This is a genomic window from Streptomyces sp. NPDC060028 (assembly GCF_042736725.1).
Classification (GTDB): Bacteria; Actinomycetota; Actinomycetes; order Streptomycetales; family Streptomycetaceae; genus Streptomyces.
In genome coordinates this window covers 1-14,512 of the sequence record NZ_JBHWVJ010000013.1, presented here as the reverse complement: position 1 = coordinate 14,512, position 14,512 = coordinate 1, and the positions used below count along the sequence as shown (strand labels likewise).

Sequence of the window (14,512 nt, the reverse complement as noted above, 5' to 3'; positions counted from 1 at the left end):
TCCCGGGCGTTGCACACCCAGCACCGGATCGTTGGTTGAGGGTGCCGTCGACTGATGCCCAGTGGCCACGCATCCGAAGGCGACGGCGGATCACGCCCTCGGTCGGTCGCAAGGCGGACAGACCACAAAGATCCACCTCGTGGTGGACGGCCGCTGTCGGCCTCTCGCCTTCGTCATCACGCCCGGTCAAGCCGGTGACGCGCCAGCGTTCGAGCAGGTCATGGCCCGACTCCGGGTGCCTCGGCGCATCGGGCGTCCACGGACGACACCGGACAGCCTCCTTGGCGACAAGGCGTATTCATCGCGGGCGATCCGCCTTCACCCGCGGCGTCGCGGGATCCGGGCGGTGATCCCGCAGCCCGCCGACCAAGCGGCCAACCGGAAACGACTCGGCAGCCGCGGTGGCAGGCCGCCAGCGTTCGACCGCGCCGCCTACAGGCAGCGCAACACGGTCGAACGGGCCGTCAACCGGTTGAAGCAGTGGCAGAGCCTGGCCACCCGATACGACAAGACCGCCACCATCTACCTCGCCGCACTCCATCTCGCCGCCATCTACGCCTGGTCAGCTGGATGATCGCCAAGACACGCCCGCTGGACACGCTGTGACGCGAACGCACGTCCCACCCACCCGTGGCAGGCACGTGCGGGGCAACGGCAGCGGTGCGATGACCAGGCGCTGCGGTTCGGGTCGCCGGTGGGTGAGGACGGTGGGGCGCAGTATGCGCGCTGCCGTGGTCTGTGGTCTCGCCTGGCTCCGTAGGGCGTAGCCGACCTGGTCTGCTTGTCTACGGGCGCCTGCGCGTGTTCGGGCCCGGCCTCACCGTATGGCGCTGTTTGGCCGGGAGCGCCGGTGGCCACATTGATGGTGGACTCGCAGTGGGGGCGCGGACGAGGGGGCAGCGGGTGACGTTCCATTGGGCAGACCTTCGACGGGACAAGGACCTCGGGAGCCTGGGGGTGATGGCGGACGAGGCCCGGTGCCTCGTGGCGGAGGCGGAGATCGAACTGGATCCCCGGTCAGAGGTCCTCGATCGGGACTGGATCACCCGGGTCGTCGACCGCGTGTCGGCAACGCTGTCCGTCATGGTGATCGGACAGGTCTCCTCCGGGAAGTCGTCGTTGATCAATTCCCTGCTCGGACGGAAGCTGCTGATCACCGACAGCAAGCCGACCGACGGTGTCGTCGCGGTTCTCAACCCGCTCGACGACGGGGCGCCGGAGGAGTACGCCGAGCGCGTCTGGCCCGACGGCACCGTCACCCGATTCGAATCGGTCGGGCACGGCGTCGAGTTCCTGCGACAGCAGAAGCCGCTGAGCGAGCAGCAGGTGGCCTGCCGTGAGGTGCGGCTGTACCTGCGCGAGCCGTTGCTCCGCAGGCTTCGGCTCATCAGCACGCCCGGCCTCGCCGATCGCCTGCAGGCGTTCGAAGACGTGACGCTGCGGTACCTGCGGGAGGACGAGTCGGATCTGGTCCTGTGGACCTTCTATCCGGAGAGCGCAGGGAACGCCGGGGAGGCCGGCGTCTTCGCCCGCGCGCTCGCGAGCCGGAGGGAGGCGGTGCTGGGAGTCGTCACCAGGTCCATGGAAGACCGCGACGACGATCCGGAGTACGACCCGCACCGCGATCCGCGCCTGACCGGACCGGGCGGCGTGGTCGACGTACTGCGCGAGAACTTCGGGACCTTTCTGGCGGACATCGTGCTGTATGACTCTCACGAAGCGCGCCAACTGGTCGCGCGTCGGGAGCGGGAGCCGGCCCTGGCCGCCGACCGTGCGTTCCAGCGGGAGCTGGAACGCTGCGGTTACGTGCACCTGCGCCAGGCCCTGGACGACCTCGTCGGCCCCTTCGGAGAGCGGATCGAACGCTCCCGCGTCCGGCTGCTGCTCCTGCGGTGCGCCGGCCACGCCAAGGTTCTGGCCGACGTACTGGACACCGCGAAAGGTGAGTTCCGACGCCGCGCCGAGTTCAGTCGCGCCTACCTGCAGGAGTGGGCCCGGCTCGAACGTGAGGTGATCGAGCCCGGCCGGACGCGGATGCAGGACGAGATCCGGACAGTGGCGGCGGAGCGGGCCCGAGAGCTCGCCTCCCTCTACGGACGGGCCGGCGCCGACACGGTGTTGGCACATTTCACCCTGGTGCGGACGCTGGCGGGCGGGGCGCAGAGGTGGGCGGGCGTGGGAGAGTCTCCTGGGGACCGCCTCGACCGGCTGATCCGTTCCGCCATCGAGCGTGCCCAGGAGGAGAGTTCCTTCTGGGAGCGGGTCAACGCCAGCGGCACCTCCGTCACCGACGAGGGCCTTCGAAGGCTGCAACAGGATCTGCGAGACGTCGGGCACTTCGGGGCCCCCGCCGACGAGGGCGGGGGAGAGGCGCCAGCCATGCCGCTCGGCCGCCCGGGGGCCGACGCCCTGGAGGCCACGAACGCGGCCGCGGCCACGGCGGGGATGGCGGCCGGCAAGGCCGCGGCCGCGGCCTGGGGCAAGTTCACCGCCCAGCAAGCCGCCAAGGAAGCAGTGAAGGAGGCGGCCAAGGAGGCGGTCAAACAAGCCTCCAAGGAAGCCGGCAAACAGGCCGGCAAGGCCGTGTTGGCCAATGTGATGACGGTCGCCCTCGCCGCCCTCACGGCCGCCGACTTCCGCAAGCTGGTCAAGGACTTCGGCCAGGACCGTGCCGCCCTCGCCGACAAGCTCCGGACACGGTACGAAACCGAGGAGGCGGCCTTCACGCGCCAGATCTTCGACCACCTGTGGGCCCGGGCCGGACGCCGGCTCGACGAGATGCTCGCCCGTCCACGGGCCGCCCTCGCAGAGCGTGCGCAGGAGGTCGCGTCGTGGGAGGGGAAGGCGGCTCGGGCGCAAGCCGTCAGGGACCAACTGGCGGCCCTGTCCCACAACTTCACGGAGCGGGCGGGACGATAGCCATGATGGAAAGGAACCCCCGGGCGGGTAGGCCGAGGCGACGGGCACCGTCCGTGTCCGACCGGCTCCGTCAGGACTCGCTCACGCTGCTGGAGCGAGGACACGCACTGGCGTGCGACGTGGAGGACAGGGCGGAGGGCGGCGCGGAAGGCGGCGGCTCGGACGCGACTCCGCTGCAGTTCGACCTCTCCGAAGTCATCAACCTGTGGTCCGCGCGGACGCCGCAGGTGCTGCTCCTCGGAGCCTATTCCTCGGGCAAGACCAGTCTGATGGTGCGGCTGCTCGGCCTGGGCTGGCTCCCCGTCGCCAAGACACCGACCACCGCCGTCCCCACCGAATTCCGCTTCGGAAGCCGACCGAGGGGCCTGCTGCGGTTCCGTACCAGCCTCCGCGTGGCACTGCCGTTGGAGACCGAACGCCGGACCCGGAGCAATGCCAAGGTCCTGGCCGGCTGGCTCCGGTCGCCGGAGGACTTCGGCATACGGCAGATCCATGAGCTCACCGGAGGCGAGCGCACTCCCGTGCGCGTGCCGGCCCTCCTGGCCGAACTGGACCAGGAACTCGCAGGCCGTTCGGAGCTGCCCGCGCCGGCGCGGACGTTCGAACTCACGCTCCGGCACCGGGAGCCGGCCGTTTTCGACCTCGCAGAGCCGGAGGCGTTCGCCCGTCACCTCACCGACCCCGGGCTGGCGCCGCTCCTGCACAAGGCCACCTGCGAGATTCCGCGTCCCGAACTGAAGCACCTCAGCTTCCTGGACACCGCGGGTCTGTGCTCGCCCGTGCCGTTGCACGCAGAGGTGTACGCGGAGCTCGTCCGCCGCACGCCCGATGCGATCGTCGTGCTGCTGGACGCCCGCCGTCCCGACTCCTACCCCAACAACGCGGCACTGGAGGCGCTCCGCCGTTTCGTCCGGGAGCCCGACGACTACCGCAGGGTTACCTTCGCCTTCACCTGGTGGGACCGCGAGGTCAAACGGCTCATGAGCGCCGAGGACCACTCGACCGGTGCCGAACGGGACTTCGCCTCCCGACCCCAGCGGGAAGCCACGGCCGCCGAGCGGATGACCGAGCTCCGTGATCAGCTCCGCGACCTGCTCGCGGACGTGGTGGGAGTACCGCCGCCCGGCGAACCCGCGACCGCGTTCCTCGCACTGGGCGCTTCCGTGCCGCAGGAGATGCGGGGCGGGCCCGAAGATCTCTGCCGTCGTCTGGAGGAGGACTTCGCGGGGGAGTTGGGCGCCCGGATGTGGAGGGACCGCCGGCAGTCCGCCGTCGAATTCGGGCCCCGTCTCCACGAGGCGCACAGGCGGGCACGGGAGGAGGCAGGTCTGCGCCTGGAGCTCTCCGCCGCGGACACCAACCGTGAGTACGAGGCACGACGGATCGTACGGGAGCGGCAGCAACTGCAAGCTGCCGTCGAACGCTCCTGCCGGTCCGTGGCCCGGATCGTCCACTCCTTGGAGCGTGCGATGCTGGTGGACATCGCGGCTCTACGGACCAAGAAGCGGGTGCTGGAGTACGTCGAGGAAGGGTATGCCCGCGCGACGGCCGGAGCGCTGACCGCGCTGGCCGAGACCGCAGCGGGACAGGGCCTGGCGATCTTCGAACTCTGCCCCGAGGCCGCCGCATTGGGGCCCGTCGTGGTCGACGCACGGCTGCTGGGGCTCGACGAGGCGACGCGGAAGCGGATCACAGCGCTCTTCACCGGCGCCGGGTACCGGCTCAGAGCTTCTTCCGACACCCTGTTCAGTGCCGTCCGTGACTTGACGGCGGCGGAGCGCGAGGCCGCTCGGGAGGAGCTCAGGGGCCACCTGGGATCGGTGACGGACATCCTCTCCCTGAGTGCCAGGGACTGGGCGGCGCGTGCCCGGTTGGCCGAGGGGCAGGCCCTGGCCCGCTTGGAGCGGCGTGCCCAGGTGCTGACCGCCGACCGGGCAGAGGGCGAGCGCCTGCGTACGGCGCTGCGCGAGCGGCTGACCCACCTCGAGCGGCTGGAGCCGCAGGTCGCGGCGTTCGCCCGCGACATCGAGGAGTTCGCGGCGGACCGTACCGCCCCCGAGTCCGCAGACACGACGTGGAAGCCGAGGTGGGTGCGGAGGTGGGCGCGGAGGTGGCTCTCCGGCGCGACGCTCCGGTGACGGGCGCTGTCGGCAACCGGGGTGGCTGTGTTGCCGGCCCGGCCGATCGACGTGCTGGCAAGATGGCGGCATGGAACGTGTGCTTGGAATCGGTGGATACTTCATGCGGGCCGCTGACCCCGTGGCGCTGGGCGCGTGGTATCGCGACTGTCTGGGTCTGGACGCTGATGAGCACGGCCTGTGGCATCAGGGAGCCGGGCTGACGGTGCTCGCGACGTTCGAGTCCGAGACCGACTACTTCGGGTCCCGCGCCCAGCAGAGCATGCTCAACTTCCGGGTCCGCGACCTGGATGCGATGCTCGCGCAGTTGCGTGCCAAAGGAGCGGACGTGGCTGAGGAGACGCAGGACATGGAGGGTGTCGGTCGCTTCGGCTGGGTCACCGATCCCGAGGGCCATCGCGTCGAGCTGTGGCAGCCCGCCTGACCGGGCCTCCACGCCGGCGCACGGGGGCACCGGCCGATCCGGCGCACGCCTGGTGCGAAAGTGCGGGGCGGCGCGGCGGATGCTGCAATGAGAACAGAGCTGCGTCCGGCTGCGGATGCGTTTTCTTCGTGTGCGGAGCCCATTCCCGCACACACCGCCGGGCCCCCGCTCCCACATAAGGAGTGCTCATGAGCGACGGCATTGACGACATCGAAGACATGGGCCCCGTCGACTACCTGGTTGTCGAGTTTCCCGGAAACAGGATGACGGGTGAGGCGTTCCCCCTGCTGATCGACCTGGTGGACAGGGGCCTCATCCGCCTCCTCGACCTTCGTTTCGTAAAGAAGGACGCCGACGGCAGCGTGACGGCCCTGGAACTCACGGGACTCGGCGACGACGCGGACTCGATGGGACTGGCCGTCTTCGAGGGCGTGTCCTCCGAACTGCTCGACCAGGGCGACCTCGACGAAGCCGGCCACGCCCTCCAGCCCGGCAACGCGGCCGCGATCCTGGTCTACGAGAACCGGTGGGCCGCCCCCTTCGCCCGGGCCCTGCGCGCCGGTGGTGCGCAGATGGTGGCGAGCGGCCGGATCCCCGTGCAGGCCATCCTGGCCTCCATCGACGCGGAGGAAGCCGCCGCCGGGGGTCAGCCGCCGCAGTGAGCCGGCCTCCAGCCCGGTTCCGGAGACGGAGCCGGAGCCGGAGACCGAGCCGGCCCGGAGCTGAGGTCAGGCCTCAGGGGCAGCTTGAGCGCGGGTCGTCATGGACGAGGGCGCAGATCATCTGCTCGCCTCGCCGGTGGTCCGCATAGGTCGTGAGCAGCTCGGCCTTGAAGTCGTTCCACTGGCGGGTGATCTCGGCGGTGGCCCCGGAAGTGGCGTGGCTGAAGTTGTCGCCGGTTTTCGAGCGGCGGGACGCGGCCGTGTCCTTGTTCAGGCCGCGGTTGTGCGTGACACGGCCGGCGCAGTCCTCGGCCTTGACGCCGGTGGAATCGAAGTCGGAATAGCAGCCGGTCGTGAGGTCCACGGGTATCCGGGCGCGCGCGTCCCGGGTCCAGTCGGCGTCCTTCATGGCGCTGTAGTGGCGGATGTCGAAGAAGGGGGCGACATCGGTACGTGCCAGTCCGGGAGGGTCGGCGAGGCCGACCGGGCCGGGGGCGGTCCGGTCGGACCAGTTGGAGTGCGAGTAGAAGTCCTGGAGTGGGTGCCAACCCCGGCCGAGCTCTTCGAGGACGTCGCACTTGGCCCGGTCGGGAGTCTCCTTCCACGTGCAGTGGGCGGACAGGTCACTCTGGTCGGCCCGGACCTTGCCGTGTACGTCGACGAGACCGTCCGCCGCCCGGACCGCGTTGCGGAAGCGGGCGACGGAGGTACGGATGCAGGCGAGGAGCTCGGTGGTGGCCTCGTCCCGGCTGCGGGGATAGTTGTCGGCGTAGCGGGGGGCGAGGTAGTCGGCGTTGTCGCAGTGCAGGGGGCCGAGGAGGAAGTATCCGCCGTGGTCATCGGCATTGATCGCCCCGTCGCGGGCATCGGCCATCTCGGACAGGGTGGCCGGCTCCCAGGGCAGGGCCGCCCGGGTGATGGTCTCGTGGTTGCCACCGGTGAACGCGAGCGCGGGGTCGGACGGCACAGTGGCCAGGGCGATCACGAAGACGGACACAACGGTCGTTCGCGTCAGGCTGGGCAGTAGACGGTGTGACACGCGACGCTCCGGTCCTATGAGGGTGTGGAGCCGAAGCTGCCCGGCGCCCCCTGTAGCCGGGCTTGCGACGGAGACGGACGTCGTCCACCTACAAGCCTAACGAACCACCGCCGCCGCGGCGGTGATCTTCGAACGCCGCCTGTGTGGCGATCATCTGCGGGGACCGCGAGAATGGGAGGGCCGGAGAAGCAGCGCCCCGGCGGGCGTGCCTGGACCGGGTGCCCCGCCGCAGCGCCGCGAGACCGAGCGGCAGGCCGCGCGGAACAACGCGGGATTTCCGCCCGTGGCGGCAGGTAGCAGTTGGGAACACAGGTGATCGCACATGTGTCGATGGCTTGCCTACTCGGGGACACCCATGTTGCTCGACACCATCCTGTACAAACCCGCCCACTCCCTGATCGATCAGAGCCTGCATTCCAAGCTGGGTGTGGAGACGACGAACGGCGACGGTTTCGGCGTCGGCTGGTACGCGGAGGACAACGAGTCTCCGGCGCTCCTCAGGGACGTCGGTCCCGCCTGGAACAACCGCAACCTGCGGGAGATGGCGGACCACGTCCACTCGTCGTTGTTCTTCGCCCACATCCGGGCGTCGACCGGGACGGCGGTGCAGCAGTCGAACTGTCACCCGTTCCGTCACGGCCGTTGGATGTTCATGCACAACGGAGCCATCTCCGGTTTCCACCTGATGCGCCGCGACCTCACCCTGCTCGTCGATCCCGCGCTGTACGCCGACATCGAGGGGACCACGGACTCCGAGGTGATGTTCTTCCTGGCCCTCACCTTCGGCCTGGAAGAAGACCCGCCGACCGCCATCGCCAGGATGGCGGGAGTGGTGGAGCGCGTCGGCCGCGACCACGGTGTGGAGTTCCCGCTCCAGATGACGCTCGCCATCACCGACGGCGCACGCCTTTGGGCTTTCCGCTACTCCAGCCAGCACACGTCCCGGTCGCTGTTCTACAGCAGCCGGGTGGACGCACTGCGCAAGCTGCACCCCGATGTCGCGTTCCTGCGGGACATCTCGGAAGAGACCCGCCTCATCGTCTCCGAACCCCTCGGCGACCTGCCCGGCGCGTGGAACGAGGTACCGGAAAGCACCTACGGCGTCGTACAGCCCGGCGCGGACGAGATGTATCCCTTCACGCCGCAACCGGCATGACGCGGCGACTGACGACTGACGACTGATGCCACGGTACGCCGTGCCATGGCGTGCCGTGGGCGCACTGCCCCACCACGCAGGTCGAAAGAGGTAAGCAAGCCCCGCCCCAACCGACAGGAGATCGGCGATGAACGGTGCGACGTTTGATCTGGCAGTGGACTACCCGCTGCTGAACATGTTCTGGACCATGATGTTGTGCTTCGTGTGGGTGCTGTGGTTCATGCTGCTCTTTCGCGTCATCGGCGACATCTTCCGAGACGACGAGATGACCGGCTGGGGAAAGGCGGGATGGACCATCTTCGTCATCCTGGTGCCCTACCTGGGCGTGTTCGTGTACCTGATCGCCAGGGGGCGGGGGATGGGTGAACGCGAGCTCAAGAGGGCTCGCCAGAACGAGCAGGCGTTCCGCTCCTACGTACGCGAGAGTGCCGGAACCACGAGCGCGACCGAGGAGTTGTCCCGGCTCGCGGAGCTCAAGAACAGCGGAGACATCACGGCATCCGAGTACGAACAGGCCAAGGCCAAGGTCCTCGCCTCCTGAACCCGCCGCGAAGGCACAGATCATGGATGCGAAACCTGACGAGTTCGCCGTCTCGTCGACTGCCGACGCCTGCCGTCGCACGGCGGCCCGGTTCCAGCCAGCCGTGGAGGGTTGATGCGCCCCTACCCGCCCATCGCCGAGCACGGCCTGATCGGCGACTTGCAGACCTGTGCGCTGATCTCTTCCGAGGGCGTGCTCGATTGGTTCTGCTCACCACGCTTCGACTCGCCCAGCATCTTCGCGGGCCTGCTCGACCACGACCGTGGCGGATACTTCGCCATGACCGCGGACGTGCCCTCCGTCCTTGACGAGGAGGGACTGGCACGCGAGACCGACGTGGTCACCCGCCAGCTCTACCTGGCCGACACCGCCATTCTCATCACCCGCTTCCTGACCTCCGGGGGCGTGGGTGAGGTCGTCGACTTCATGCCCGTCCCCGAGGGGCACACGGCCACCGATCGCCACCAAGTGGTGCGGTACGTACGAGTGGTACGGGGGGCCGTGCGCTTCACGCTGGAGTGCCGGCCCCGCTTCGACTACGGCCGGGCACCGCCCGAACTGGTCCTGGACGGCTCCACCGCGCGCTTCGACGGGCCGGGCGTGACCGCATATCTGCAGGCGGTCGACACCGTTTCCCTGGAAGCAGACGGGCAGGACGTGCGCGCGACCATCACCCTGGACGCGGGCGAGAGCGCGGCCGTCCTGCTGACGGTCTGCGACGCGGGGCGTGAGGCTCCGCCTCCCCTCAGCACGGCCGAGCCGGTGCGACAGTTCATGGACGTGCGCCGTTTCTGGCACGGCTGGATCGGCCGTTGCACCTACCGCGGTCGCTGGCAGCAGATGGTCAACCGTTCCGCCATCACCCTCAAGCTCCTCACCTACGCGCCCACCGGCGGGCCGATCGCCGCGGCCACCATGGGCCTGCCCGAGCAGGAAGGCGGGGAGCGCAACTGGGACTACCGCTACACCTGGGTCCGCGACGCCTCCCTCTCGGTACGCGCCATGCGCGACCTCGGCTTCACCGACGAGGCCGACGGCTTCCGCCACTGGTTGCAGCAACGGCTCCAGGGCGGCGGCGCCCCCAACGGCGAACCCCTGCAGATCATGTACCGCATCGACGGCGATCCGTACCTGACCGAAGAGGTCCTCGACCACCTGGAAGGGTGGCGCCGCTCGTCTCCCGTGCGCGCGGGCAACGGGGCCGCCGACCAACTGCAGTTGGACATCTACGGGGAGGCCGTCTACGCCCTCGCCCAAGCCGGCCAGACCAACGACGTCGTCGGCTACGACGGCTGGAAACGCTCCGCCGGCGTGCTCGACTGGCTGTGTGACCACTGGGACCGTCCGGACGAAGGCATTTGGGAGACCCGCGGCGGCCGGAAGGACTTCACCTTCAGCCGCGTCATGTGCTGGGTGGCCTTCGACCGTGGCATCCGCCAAGCCATGGCCAACGCACGCCCGGCGGACCTGGACCGCTGGACCGCCACGCGCGACGCCATCATGGAACAGGTCATGACCCGCGGGTGGAGCACGGAGCGCAAGGCGTTCGTCCAGCAGTACGGAAGCACCGTCCTGGACGCCTCCCTGCTGCTGATGCCGCTCGTCGGCTTCATCGCCCCCAAGGACCTGCGCTGGCTCTCCACCCTCGACGCCATGGACGCCGAACTCGTCTCCGACAGCCTCGTCTACCGCTACGACCCGGAGGCTTCTCCCGACGGTCTGGCGGGTTGCGAAGGCACGTTTTCCTTGTGCAGCTTCCTCTACGTGTACGCGCTCGCGAGGGCGGGACGGCTCGAACAGGCCCGCTACGCCTTCGACAAGATGCTGACGTACGCCAACCACGTCGGCCTGTTCGCCGAGGAGATCGGCCCCACAGGGGAGCAACTCGGCAACTTCCCCCAGGCCTTCACCCACCTCGCCCTCATCACCGCCGCCCTCGCGCTCGACACCGAACTCGACCTGGCCTCGAGGCGCGCGCAGTGAGAGCGGCACGATCGACACCTCGGCCCTTCCTGCGGGCGGGGACGAAGCACGGGTGCGGGGTGCGCAGCCATGGCGCTTGACCTGCTCCTCATCGGCTTGGCCGTCACACTCTTCCCCTTGCCGATCATGGCCTTCGTGCTGGTCGTGGCCGCACCCCGAGGCGTACGGAAGGGGCTGGCTTTCATCCTGGCCTGGCTGGCCTGCCTGGTGGTCGTCATGGCGATCGTTGTGTTCCTGACCGGCGGGGAGCCACCGCCGCCCCGCTCTCCGCCCTCCATCGCGGCGCTCGTCGCCACGCTGGTCATCGGTGTGGGCCTGATCGTCTACAGCGAGCGCAGACGCCGTCGGCCCCGCCGTACCGCGACGGCTCCCGCCGGCACTTCGCTGTCCTCACGCATGGACGACGCCACCGGATGGTCCGCGGCTGCGCTTGCCGTGCTCCTGCAACCCTGGGGCATGGTCGGAGCCGCTGCCGCCACCGTCGTGCAAGCCGATCTCTCCCACAGCGTGTCCTACCTGACTCTGGTGGCGTTCTGCCTCCTGGCCACCTCCAGCCTTCTGGCCATGGAGCTGTACATGGTGTTCGCACCGGAAAAGGCCCAACTCGCCTTGACCCACTTGCGCGAATGGCTCGAACGACACAAGGACCCGGCGACCGTGATTACCTGTCTCCTCCTCGGCCTGTGGCTCGTGGGCAGGAGTCTTTACCAGCTCGCCGGATAGGGAGCCGAGACCCCCGAGAGGCGCCGGGACGTCAGGAGTTGAGGATCCTGCTCTTCTGCTCCGCGAACTCCGCCTCGGTCAGGATTCCCTGCTCCTTCAACACCGCGAGTTCCTTGAGCTGAGCGATACGACTGCTCATGTCGTCGGACGGCGGCGGCTGCGTGGGCGCCGGGGGCGGGGCGGGCGTGGCTTCAGCCTGCTGCCCGTAGGCCCGGGTGTCCTGCTCGGCCCACCGGCCCGCCTGGCGCCGCGAGACCCGGTTGGAGACCGCCGTCGCCGTACCTGCGACCGCCGCGGTACGTGCTATTCCTCGAAGCAGACCGGACACGTCGCTCCTCCTCACCGACCGGGCGCAAGCCGGACAGTCCAGCTGACGGCCCCGGCCTTCCCTTCCAGCATGGCACCGATGGGCGGCTTCGCGCCTTGTGGCGACCGGCCGGCGCCCTTCCCGGGCCGGCGTGCGCGGGGGCCCCGGCGCGCCCATGCTGGGGAGGAGGGGTGACAAGGAGATGATCATGGCCAGTCCAGCCGAGAGGGCCCTGCGTGGCCGGGCCGTCCGCAAGCGGGTCAGCCGGTCCTCGCACGGGCGGTGGACCGCGGCGGCGGACCGTCCCGACCCGCTCGATGTGCTGGAGCGGCAGGCTGCCGACCGGGTCGTCGAGCTCCTGCCGATCCGCTACGGGCGGATGGCCGCCTCCCCGTTCGCCTTCCTGCGGGGCGCCGCCGCGGTGATGGCCGCGGACTTGGCGGCCCAGCCCGACACCGGCCTGTCCGTTCAGCTCTGCGGCGACGCCCACCTGCTGAACTTCGGCCTCTTCGCCTCACCGGAGCGGGCGCTGCTGTTCGACCTCAACGACTTCGACGAAACCCTGCCCGGGCCCTTCGAATGGGACGTCGAGCGGCTCGCCGCCAGCGCGGCAGTCGCCGCCCGGGAAGACGGGCACGGCGACGACCGAGCGTGGCAATCCGCCCTCGCCGCCGCTCGGGCCTACCGGTTGTCCATGCGACGCCTGGCCGAGCAGGGCGAACTCGCCGTCTGGTACCAGCGGTTCGACACGGCCGAGGTGCTCCCCCTGATCCGGGAGAGCAAGCTGCGAAGCCGGGTCGAGGCGAGTCTGGCGCGGGCCCGACGGCGTACCAGCCTCCAGGCCCTCGGCAAGCTCACCGAGACCCGGAAGGGCCGCCGCCACATCATCCACGACCCGCCCCTGCTCGAGCGCCTCACCGCACCCGAAAGTGAGGCCGTCGACGAGATCTTCAGCGAATACCGCAGCACACTCCCGGAAGAGCGACGTCTCCTGCTCGACCGCTACCACTTCGTCGAAGCGGCACGCAAGGCCGTCGGCGTCGGGAGCGTCGGCACCCGCTGCTTCATCGTCCTGCTGACGGGCCGGGACGAGCAGGACCCGCTCTTCCTCCAGATCAAGGAGGCCGGACGCTCGGTGCTGGAAGACCACCTTCCTGCCGACCGCCACGGGCACCACGGCCACCGGGTGGTAGCGGGACAAAAGCTCCTCCAGGCCGCCGGAGACATCTTCCTCGGCTGGACGACTGGCCCTGCCGGGCGCGATTTCTACGCCCGACAACTGCGCGACATGAAAGGGTCGGCCGTCGTGGAGACCATGACCCCGGACATGCTCCGCCAGTACGCCGAACTGTGCGGCACGGCCCTCGCCCGGGCCCACGCCCGCTCCGGCGACCGCCTCGCCATCGCCGGGTACCTCGGCAACGCCGACACCTTCGACCGTGCCATCGCCGACTTCGCCCTCCACTACGCGGACCAGACCGCCCAGGACCATGCCCTGCTCACTGCCGCCGTCTCCGACGGAGCCATCGCCGCCACCCACGGCATCTGACCAGCAGGTATCCATCCACGTGACAGCCCAGGAAAGAGTCTTTCCTCCTGGAGGGACGGGGCTTTCGTCCCTGCCCGCACCGTTCGCGGATCGACCACGATGAACAGCATGACGTTGATACAGCGCACGAAGCCGACGCGGCCGTGAAGTCCGTGGACAGCGCGAAGCCGCTGCGGCAGCGGCCCGTCGTGGTCGCCGTGGACGGCGCCCCCCACAGCCTCCCCGCATTGGACTGGGCGGCGACAACGGCCCGGCGACGGGGCGCCGAGCTGCTCGTGGTCCATGTCCGGCCCGATTACGCGCCCCTGGGCGGGCTCCACAAGCTACCTGTCGGCGCCGCGGGCCACCAGGACACCGTCCTGGCCGAGGTACACGGCATCCTGAAGGAGCGCGAGGGACTGCCGTCCGTACGGTACGCCTCCCCGGCCGGCGCGGTGGGGCACACGCTGGTCGCGCTCGGGAGACACGCCCAGGTGCTGGTGCTCGGTTCACGTCGGCGCGGAGGACTCGCGAGCCTGCTGCTCGGCTCCACCAGCCTCGCGTGTGTGGCCCGGGCGCAGTGCCCGGTGGTCGTGGTGCCGCCGGGCCCGCGCACCGCAGCCGGTCCGGCCCCCGACGGGCGGGAACGGGTGGTCCTGGGACTCCATCCCGAGCTCACGCCTCACGCGGCGATCGACTTCGCCTTCCTGGAGGCCCGCGGACGCGGTACCGCGCTGGAGGTGGTCTCGGCGTCCACGTCACGGCGGGCCGCCGCTGCCGAGGCGGCCCAGGGGCATCGGCTCGACGCCTTCAGCAGCAGCGACTACTCGGACGTGGAGGTCGAACCCGTAGTGGTCGCGGGCGCCCCGCGGGCGCGGCTGGCGACGGGGTCGGGTACCGCCGGCCTGGTCGTGCTCGGGCGGCCTCGGCGACGGCTTCGCACCGACGGCTGGCCATCGAGCTCGGTCGCCAACTCGCTGGTCATGCGCGCTCGTTGTCCCGTCGCCGTGGTGCCGCGGGGTGAAGGCGAAGTACACTGAGCTTGTTGTGTGACGGAGGTGCGTGAGAGGCGGGCCCCCGAGGGGGCCCGCC

Annotated in this window: 12 protein-coding genes and 1 pseudogene; 11 read left to right on the top strand and 2 right to left on the bottom strand. The window is 69.9% G+C overall.

Annotated elements, in window-relative coordinates:
• Positions 1-85: 85 nt before the first annotated feature.
• From ACFWBF_RS09520 to ACFWBF_RS09500, 5 genes and pseudogenes are all read left to right on the top strand, one after another.
• Positions 86-574 (top strand): annotated as a pseudogene (locus ACFWBF_RS09520) (IS5 family transposase); the annotation flags it as partial.
• Positions 575-903: 329 nt separating this feature from the next.
• On the top strand, positions 904-2,919 hold the full coding sequence (locus ACFWBF_RS09515) for a dynamin family protein (RefSeq protein WP_385597741.1): 2,016 nt from the start codon (positions 904-906) through the stop codon (positions 2,917-2,919).
• A 53-nt stretch (positions 2,920-2,972) separates the two neighbouring features.
• On the top strand, positions 2,973-5,057 hold the full coding sequence (locus tag ACFWBF_RS09510; protein ID WP_385597739.1) for a hypothetical protein: 2,085 nt from the start codon (positions 2,973-2,975) through the stop codon (positions 5,055-5,057).
• 70 nt (positions 5,058-5,127) lie between these two features.
• Positions 5,128-5,481 (top strand): VOC family protein, encoded by a 354-nt coding sequence (locus ACFWBF_RS09505; RefSeq protein WP_385597736.1) that lies wholly within the window; start codon positions 5,128-5,130, stop codon positions 5,479-5,481.
• Between the two features lie 188 nt (positions 5,482-5,669).
• The gene (locus ACFWBF_RS09500) at positions 5,670-6,143 is read left to right on the top strand and encodes a DUF6325 family protein (protein ID WP_385597734.1); all 474 of its coding nucleotides are present in this window, start codon (positions 5,670-5,672) and stop codon (positions 6,141-6,143) included.
• 73 nt (positions 6,144-6,216) lie between these two features.
• Here ACFWBF_RS09500 and ACFWBF_RS09495 read toward each other — a convergent pair whose 3' ends face one another.
• Positions 6,217-7,182: a hypothetical protein gene (locus ACFWBF_RS09495; RefSeq protein ID WP_385597731.1), complete on the bottom strand. Its 966-nt coding sequence runs from the start codon at positions 7,180-7,182 to the stop codon at positions 6,217-6,219.
• 322 nt (positions 7,183-7,504) lie between these two features.
• Between ACFWBF_RS09495 and ACFWBF_RS09490 the strand changes: the two genes are divergently transcribed.
• From ACFWBF_RS09490 to ACFWBF_RS09475, 4 genes are all read left to right on the top strand, one after another.
• Positions 7,505-8,338: a class II glutamine amidotransferase gene (locus tag ACFWBF_RS09490; protein WP_385597728.1), complete on the top strand. Its 834-nt coding sequence runs from the start codon at positions 7,505-7,507 to the stop codon at positions 8,336-8,338.
• A gap of 127 nt (positions 8,339-8,465) precedes the next feature.
• Positions 8,466-8,879: an SHOCT domain-containing protein gene (locus tag ACFWBF_RS09485; RefSeq protein ID WP_385597726.1), complete on the top strand. Its 414-nt coding sequence runs from the start codon at positions 8,466-8,468 to the stop codon at positions 8,877-8,879.
• A gap of 114 nt (positions 8,880-8,993) precedes the next feature.
• Positions 8,994-10,862 (top strand): glycoside hydrolase family 15 protein, encoded by a 1,869-nt coding sequence (locus ACFWBF_RS09480; protein ID WP_385597723.1) that lies wholly within the window; start codon positions 8,994-8,996, stop codon positions 10,860-10,862.
• A 69-nt stretch (positions 10,863-10,931) separates the two neighbouring features.
• Complete coding sequence (locus ACFWBF_RS09475) at positions 10,932-11,585, top strand: GAP family protein (protein WP_385597721.1); 654 nt, start codon at positions 10,932-10,934, stop codon at positions 11,583-11,585.
• Positions 11,586-11,616: 31 nt separating this feature from the next.
• Here ACFWBF_RS09475 and ACFWBF_RS09470 read toward each other — a convergent pair whose 3' ends face one another.
• Positions 11,617-11,913 (bottom strand): SHOCT domain-containing protein, encoded by a 297-nt coding sequence (locus ACFWBF_RS09470; RefSeq protein WP_385597718.1) that lies wholly within the window; start codon positions 11,911-11,913, stop codon positions 11,617-11,619.
• Between the two features lie 187 nt (positions 11,914-12,100).
• On the opposite strand from ACFWBF_RS09470, the gene ACFWBF_RS09465 reads away from it, so the two are divergent.
• Positions 12,101-13,441: a DUF2252 domain-containing protein gene (locus ACFWBF_RS09465; RefSeq protein WP_385597715.1), complete on the top strand. Its 1,341-nt coding sequence runs from the start codon at positions 12,101-12,103 to the stop codon at positions 13,439-13,441.
• Positions 13,442-13,584: 143 nt separating this feature from the next.
• Positions 13,585-14,460 carry a universal stress protein gene (locus ACFWBF_RS09460; RefSeq protein WP_385597712.1) on the top strand — a complete coding sequence of 292 codons (876 nt, stop codon included), beginning with the start codon at positions 13,585-13,587 and terminating at the stop codon, positions 14,458-14,460.
• The last annotated feature ends 52 nt before the right edge of the window (positions 14,461-14,512 follow it).